The sequence below is a fragment of the Falsiroseomonas oryzae genome (assembly GCF_027856955.1).
Classification (GTDB): Bacteria; Pseudomonadota; Alphaproteobacteria; order Acetobacterales; family Acetobacteraceae; genus Falsiroseomonas; species Falsiroseomonas oryzae.
Map to the genome: position 1 here is coordinate 1 of NZ_JAPSMD010000307.1, position 6596 is coordinate 6596.

Consider the following 6596-nt stretch of genomic DNA (forward strand, 5'->3'; position numbering starts at 1 on the left):
TCGCCATCCACTACGCCGCCAGCGAGGCCGAGGCCGCCGAGACCGCCGCGACGATCCGCGCGCGGGGCCGCCGCGCGGCCACGCTGCGCGCCGACCTGGCGCGGGAGGCGGAAGTGGCGCGGCTGCTGCCGGATGCGCAGGCGGCGCTGGGGCCGGTCGGCGTACTGGTGAACAACGCGTCCACCTTCGAGCGGGACGAGTGGCACGACGCCACGCGCGAAAGCTGGGACCAGCACCTGGAGCCCAACCTGCGCGCGCCCTTCGTGCTGGCCCAGGCCATGGCGAAGGCGCTGCCGGACCATGCGGAAGGCGTGGTTGTGAACATGCTGGACCAGCGCGTCTGGTCGCTGACGCCGCACTTCGTCTCCTACACCGTCTCCAAGGCGGGCCTGTGGGCGCTGACGCAGAGCCTGGCGCTGGCGCTGGCGCCGCGCATCCGGGTGAACGGCATCGGGCCGGGGCCGGCCATGCCCTCGGCCCGCCAGACCCAGGCGCAGTTCGACCGGCAATGCGCCTCCGTCCCGCTGCGCCGCGGCACCTCGCCCGAGGAGGTGGCGGCGGCGCTGCTGGCGATCCTGTCGCTGCCGGCGATGACCGGGCAGATGATCGCGCTGGATGGCGGCCAGCACCTGCAATGGGCGCCGTCGCGCGACCCGATGGACCTGGTGGAATGAACTTCGCCCCGGACGCCGAGCGCGGCCGCCGCGTGGTGTTCCTGCGCGGCTTCGAGCTCATGGCCCGCCTCGGCATCCATCCGCATGAGAAGGCGGCGCCGCAGCGCATCCGTCTTGACGTGGAGCTGCTGGTGCAGGATGAGGCGGCCCCCGCGCAGGTCGGGCCCGACGACTTCCGCCGCGTGGTGGACTACCAGCGCCTGGTCGAGCTGGCACGCGCAGTGGTTGCGACCGGCCATGTGCTGCTGGTGGAGACGCTCGCCGAGCGGATCGCCGCCGCAGCGCTTGAGGATCCCCGGGTGGAGCGGGCGCGGGTGACGGTGGAGAAGCCGGATGCCTTCCCCGACGTGGAAGGGGTGGGCGTGGTGGTCGAAAGACGCAGGCCGTAGAAGGCCTTGGTTCCCGGCCGCACGGTGAAACTTGTCCACTGTGGTCACGCCGCCGAGAGCCGACATTCCGCGTCAACCGAAAAGATAGGCTTGACGACAGCTTGAAGACACCCGCAGGCGAATTTTCGTTCCGTTTCAAGTGGTTAGGAAAATCGCCTATTTTCTGGGCAACCTCATGTTGCTGGCGGATGACAGCCATTCCCGCCCCGTACGGCACACCCCGTCCACAGAGTTGTCCACAGCTTCCGTGGACAACATGCGAGAGGCCTGACAAGGCCGGGCGTCGCCCCGCTGGTATGCTGCACCGATGACGAGCGATTCTGAATTCGCGCAGCGCGACGAGGCGGCACCGCCAGCGATGGCGGGGCTGGTCGCGATCGAATCCGCCGTCGCGACGCTGCCGCTGACGCCCGGCGTCTACCGCATGCTCGATGCCAAGGGCGATGCGCTCTATGTGGGCAAGGCGCGCAGCCTGAAGCGGCGTGTCGCGACCTACACCCAGATCGCGCGCCTGCCCGAACGCCTGCGCCGCATGGTGCACGAGACGCGGCGGCTGGAGGTGGTGACCACGGCCAGCGAGGCCGAGGCGCTGCTGCTGGAAGCCAACCTGATCAAGCGCCTGCGGCCGCGCTACAACATCGTGCTGCGCGACGACAAGTCGTACCCGTGGCTGGTGCTGACCGAGGACCATCCCTACCCGCAGATCGCGAAGCACAGGGGCGAACGGCGCAAGGGCGCCAGCTACTGGGGCCCCTTCGCCTCGGCCTGGGCGGTGAACCAGACGCTGACCGCGCTGCAGCGCGTCTTCCTGCTGCGCTCCTGCCGCGACACGGTGTTCGACAGCCGCACCCGGCCCTGCCTGCTGTTCCAGATCAAGCGCTGCTCGGCCCCCTGCGTGCAGCGCATCAGCGAGGCCGACTATGCCGGGCTGGTGCGGGAGGCGAAGGAGTTCCTCTCGGGCGGCACCCCTTCGATCCAGCGGCGCCTGGCGCAGGAGATGGAGCAGGCGGCGGAGCGGCTGGAATTCGAGCGCGCGGCGGCGCTGCGCGACCGCATCCGCGGGCTGACCCATGTGCAGGGCCGCGACCGCATCAACATGGAGGGGATCGGCGACGCCGACGTGGTGGCGCTGCACCAGATGGCCGGGCAGTCCTGCGTGCAGGTCTTCTTCTTCCGGGGTGGGCGGAACAACGGCAACCGGCCCTACTTCCTGAGCCACGCCAAGACCGACCAGAGCGCGGAGGAGGTGCTGGGCGCCTTCCTGGCGCAGCTCTACGACGACCTGCCGCCGCCGCCGCTGGTGCTGGTCAGCCACGATCCGAAGGATGCGCCGATCCTGGCCGATGCGCTGGCCATCAAGACCGGCCGAAAGGTGGAGATCCACCGCCCGCAGCGCGGGGACAAGAAAGCCGCCGTGGATCACGCCGCCACCAACGCGCGGGAGGCGATCGAGCGCCGGATGGCCGAAGGCGCGGCACAGTCCGAGCTGCTGCAGGGCGTGGCCCGGGTCTTCGACCTGCCCGACGCGCCGGAGCGCATCGAGGTCTACGACAACAGCCACATCATGGGCGCCAACGCCTATGGCGTGATGGTGGTGGCCGGCCCCGCGGGCTTCCTGAAGCAGCACTACCGCAAATACGGAATCCGCGAGGCCAAGCCGGCCGACGGGTCCGCGCCCCGCGGCGGGGACGACTTCGCCATGATGCGCGAGGTCTTCGAGCGGCGCTTCGGCCGCGCCTTGAAGGAGGACCCGGGCCGCGAGAGCGGCACCTGGCCCGACCTGGTTCTGATCGATGGCGGCGCCGGCCAGCTTTCCGCCGCGCGGGAGATCCTGAACGAGATGGGCCTGCACGACATCCCGCTGGTCGGCATCGCCAAGGGCCCGGACCGCGACGCCGGACGGGAATGGTTCCACCAGACGGGCAAGGAGCCGTTCCAGCTGCCGCCGCGCGACGCGGTGCTCTACTATCTCCAGCGCCTGCGCGACGAGGCGCACCGCTTCGCCATCGCCAGCCACCGGGCCGGCCGGTCCAAGGCGCTGACGCGCAGCGAGCTGGACGAGATCCCCGGCGTGGGCAGCGCGCTGAAGCGCAAGCTGCTGAACCATTTCGGCTCCGCCCGCGGGGTGCGGAATGCGGCGCTGGAGGACCTGGAGAAGGCGCCGGGCGTCGGTCCGGCGGTGGCCCGCAGGATCTACGGGCATTTCCATCCGGCCGAGGGCTGATGCTCGGCCGTTGCGCGATGCCGGAGGGCACGCCAGGCAGCGCCTGGCAGCACCCCCCCTGGGGGGGGACCAGGGCGCCCGCGCCGCGCCTCGTGAGCGGGGGCCGCGCTGGCGCCTCGCCCGTGGCGGGGCCTTCTGCTAGACGAAGGGGCGCATGCCGACCGACCTGCCCAACCTGCTGACGCTTTCGCGCATCGCGGCCATCCCCGTGCTGGTGGCGCTGGTCGCGCTGCGCGACCCCTGGGCGGATTTCGCGGCCTGCGTGGTGTTCTCGGCCGCGGCCATCACCGACTATTTCGACGGCAAGCTAGCGCGCGAACGGCAGCAGACCAGCGCCTTCGGCCGCATGCTGGACCCCATCGCAGACAAGCTGCTGGTCGGCGCGGCCCTGATGCTGCTGGCCGGGATGGACCGGCTGAGCGCGCTGGGCCTGCTGCCCGCCATCGTCATCATGCTGCGCGAGATCCTGGTCTCCGGCCTCCGGGAATACCTGGCCGGACTCTCGGTGGGCCTGCCGGTGACGAAGCTGGCGAAGTGGAAGACCGGGTTCCAGATGGGCGCGCTGGGCACGCTGCTGGCCGGAGACACGGCAGCGCAGGTGCTGCACCTGTCCGTCCTGCCGGTCTCCGTCATCGGGGAATTGATGCTCTGGACGGCGGCGGCCCTCACGATGATCACGGGGTGGGACTATCTCCAGGCCGGGCTGCGCCATGCCGGCCGCGCGCCATCGACGCCGCCGCGCGAGCCGGCGCGCTCTTGAGGCTTCCGGCAGCGCGGCGCATCTTCGGCGAAACGTACGATCGGGACGACCTCATGCACCTCGCGATCCGGAGCCCAGCCACCGCCCCTTGGCGCATCTTCCCCGGGCGCGCCGCAGGGGTCGGGCTCGCGCTGCTGCTCGGCGCCTGCTCCTCCGCGCAGTTCCCGACCGACAGCATGACCGCGCCCTTCGCGGCGCCGCGGCACAGCGTGATGACCGACAGCCTGACGGCGCAGCGCGTGCGCGGCAGCAGCCCAGAGGTCTCGCCCCTGCTGCCGGAGCCCGGCAATGTCTGGCCGGAGCAGGAGCTGGAATCCCGCCCCACCCTGCTGAGCGGGCCGGAAGAGGCGATGCGAAACGTGCCGGAGTACCGCCCCTCGATGATCGACGGCGCGCCGCCGGCCCGTTCGCCGGTGCCGACGCCGGCACCCGGCGCGCGGACCGGCAGCGCCGGTTCCCTGCAGACGCTGCCGCCACCGGACCAGTTGCCCCGTGCCCCGGCGCAGCCGCCCATCGCCTCCCCCGCGCCGCCGCCGCCGGGCGGTCCGGGCCAGGTCACCATCGATCCGGCCGGCCGCCCGGCGGTCACCACCGGCCAGGCGGGCTCGGTGCGCGGGGTGACGCAGCCGGGCGTCGGCAGCGGCTCCGTCGTGACGCAGGGCAATGTGGAGACCTGGATCGGGCCGGATGGCCGGGTGCAGACCCGGGTCGTCCCGCCGCGCCAGTGAGGGGCCGGGCTTGAAGGTCCTCTACTTCGCCTGGGTGCGCCAGAAGGTCGGCACCGCCGAGGAGGATGTCGCGCCGCCGGAGGAAGTGCGCGACGTCGCCGGGCTGGTCGGCTGGCTGGCCGGCCGCAGCCCCGGCCATGCGGCGGCCTTCGCCGATCCGCGCCAGGTGCGCGCCGCGGTGAACCAGGACTTCGCCACGCCGGACCACCCCGTGCGCGCCGGCGACGAGGTCGCCTTCTTTCCGCCCGTCACCGGGGGCTGAGCCCCATGCCGGCCACGCCCACCATCCGCGTGCAGGCGGAACCCTTCGACGTCGGGGCCGAGACCGCGGCGCTGCAGGCCGGGCGCACCGACGTCGGCGGCCTGGCGAGCTTCCTCGGCATCTGCCGCGCCGATGGCGGGCTGGCCGCGATGGTGCTGGAGCACTATCCCGGCATGACGGAGCGCGCCCTGACGCGCATCGCGGAGGAGGCCTGCGCGCGCTGGCCGCTGACCGGCTGCACCGTGATCCACCGCCACGGAAGGCTGCTGCCGGGCGATCCGATCGTGCTGGTGCTGACCGCGAGCGCGCATCGCGTCGCCGCGCTGGAAAGCTGCGCCTTCCTGATCGACTGGCTGAAGACGAAGGCCCCCTTCTGGAAGCGCGAGGAATTCGCCGGCGGCGGCGCGCGCTGGGTGGAGGCCAAGGCCGAGGACGACGAGGCAGCGGCGCGCTGGGCGCGCTGAACCGCATGCGGCCGCTTGCGATCCTGGCCGGCGGCCTGCTGCTGGTGTGGCCGGCCTTCCTCAACGGCTATCCACTGCTGTTCAGCGACACCGGCGCCTTCCTGCACCAGACGCTGGGCCCGTTGGTGATCTGGGACAAGCCGCATGTCTACGGGCCGCTGCTGCACGCGCTGCATTGGCGGGTGACGCTGTGGGGGCCGGTGCTGGCCCAGGGGCTGGTGCTGTCCTGGCTGCTGTGGCTGGCGCAGCGCGCGCTGCGCGGCGGCGCCGCGCCGGGGGTGCACCTGCTGGCCTGCGCCGGCGCCGCGCTGCTGACGACAGCGCCCTTCACCGCGGCTCTGCTGATGCCCGATGTCTTCGCGCCGATCGTGGCGCTGGCCTTGCTGCTGCCGGCCTTCGCGCGGGAGAGCCTCTCTCGCGCCGAGACCTGGGCGTTGTGGCTGCTCGCGACGCTCGGCATCGCGACGCATCTCTCGCATCTGCCGATGGCGCTCGCGCTCGCGGTGCTGGCGCTGCTGGTCGCACGGCGCCCGGCGCCGGCGCTGCGCGCCGCGACGCCGATCCTGGCCGCGGCGGCGATCCTGCTGGCGACGAATCTCTGGGGTCATGGCCGGCTGGCGCTGTCGCCGCATGGCGCGACCTTCCTGCTGGCGCGGCTGCAGGCGGACGGGCCGGCCGCCGCGGTGATCCGCGAACGCTGCCCCGCTGCGGGCTGGTATCTCTGCGCCTTCGCCGACCGGCTGCCGATGGACAGCGACGACTTCCTCTGGCGGCCGGACAGCCCGGTGAACCGCGCGCCGGACGGCACGCCGCGCTTCCTGGGCGGCGCGCTGCTCTCCCCGGAGGCGGGCGCCATCGTGGCGGAGACGCTGCGCAGCCGGCCGCTGGAGGTGGCGCAGGCGATGCTGGCCAACACGCTGCGGCAGATGGCCATGGCGCAGGCCGGCGACACGCTGGTGCCAGATCATCTGGCCGCCGCGGTGCGGCCGCGGATCGCGGAAGCCTTCCCGCCGCGCGAGCTCGCCGCCTACGACGCCGCGCTGCAAGCGCGCGGCCTGCTGCCGTCGGCGGCGGCGCCGTTCCTGTGGCCGCATG

At 72.6% G+C, this 6596-nt stretch carries 8 protein-coding genes; all 8 read left to right on the forward strand.

All coding sequences use genetic code 11. The features are described 5' to 3' along the window. Window positions 1–674: SDR family oxidoreductase (locus OZN99_RS22500; RefSeq protein WP_270937496.1), on the forward strand; the 674-nt coding region annotated here is incomplete at its 5' end. After that, entirely contained in the window at window positions 671–1063 is a 393-nt protein-coding gene (gene folB / locus OZN99_RS22505) for a dihydroneopterin aldolase (RefSeq protein ID WP_270937497.1), read from the forward strand. The genes OZN99_RS22500 and folB, both read left to right, overlap by 4 nt. 307 nt (window positions 1064–1370) lie before the next feature. Continuing rightward, window positions 1371–3287, forward strand: a complete 1917-nt coding sequence (gene uvrC, locus OZN99_RS22510; RefSeq protein ID WP_408611893.1) for an excinuclease ABC subunit UvrC — start codon at window positions 1371–1373, stop codon at window positions 3285–3287. 154 nt (window positions 3288–3441) lie between these two features. Continuing rightward, complete coding sequence (gene pgsA / locus OZN99_RS22515) at window positions 3442–4047, forward strand: CDP-diacylglycerol--glycerol-3-phosphate 3-phosphatidyltransferase (protein WP_270937498.1); 606 nt, start codon at window positions 3442–3444, stop codon at window positions 4045–4047. A gap of 53 nt (window positions 4048–4100) precedes the next feature. After that, complete coding sequence (locus OZN99_RS22520) at window positions 4101–4775, forward strand: hypothetical protein (protein ID WP_270937499.1); 675 nt, start codon at window positions 4101–4103, stop codon at window positions 4773–4775. Window positions 4776–4785: 10 nt separating this feature from the next. Beyond that, complete coding sequence (gene moaD, locus OZN99_RS22525; protein WP_270937500.1) at window positions 4786–5037, forward strand: molybdopterin converting factor subunit 1; 252 nt, start codon at window positions 4786–4788, stop codon at window positions 5035–5037. A gap of 5 nt (window positions 5038–5042) precedes the next feature. Continuing rightward, complete coding sequence (locus OZN99_RS22530) at window positions 5043–5501, forward strand: molybdenum cofactor biosynthesis protein MoaE (RefSeq protein WP_270937501.1); 459 nt, start codon at window positions 5043–5045, stop codon at window positions 5499–5501. 5 nt (window positions 5502–5506) lie between these two features. Next, the coding region (locus tag OZN99_RS22535; protein WP_270937502.1) for a hypothetical protein at window positions 5507–6596 on the forward strand (1090 nt) is incomplete at its 3' end.

Coding starts and splice junctions, on each gene's coding strand:
- OZN99_RS22530 (WP_270937501.1), top strand. CDS start 5,043: ATGCCGGCCACGCCCACCATCCGCGTGCAGGCGGAACCCTTCGACGTC.
- folB (WP_270937497.1), top strand. CDS start 671: ATGAACTTCGCCCCGGACGCCGAGCGCGGCCGCCGCGTGGTGTTCCTG.
- pgsA (WP_270937498.1), top strand. CDS start 3,442: ATGCCGACCGACCTGCCCAACCTGCTGACGCTTTCGCGCATCGCGGCC.
- uvrC (WP_408611893.1), top strand. CDS start 1,371: ATGACGAGCGATTCTGAATTCGCGCAGCGCGACGAGGCGGCACCGCCA.
- OZN99_RS22520 (WP_270937499.1), top strand. CDS start 4,101: ATGCACCTCGCGATCCGGAGCCCAGCCACCGCCCCTTGGCGCATCTTC.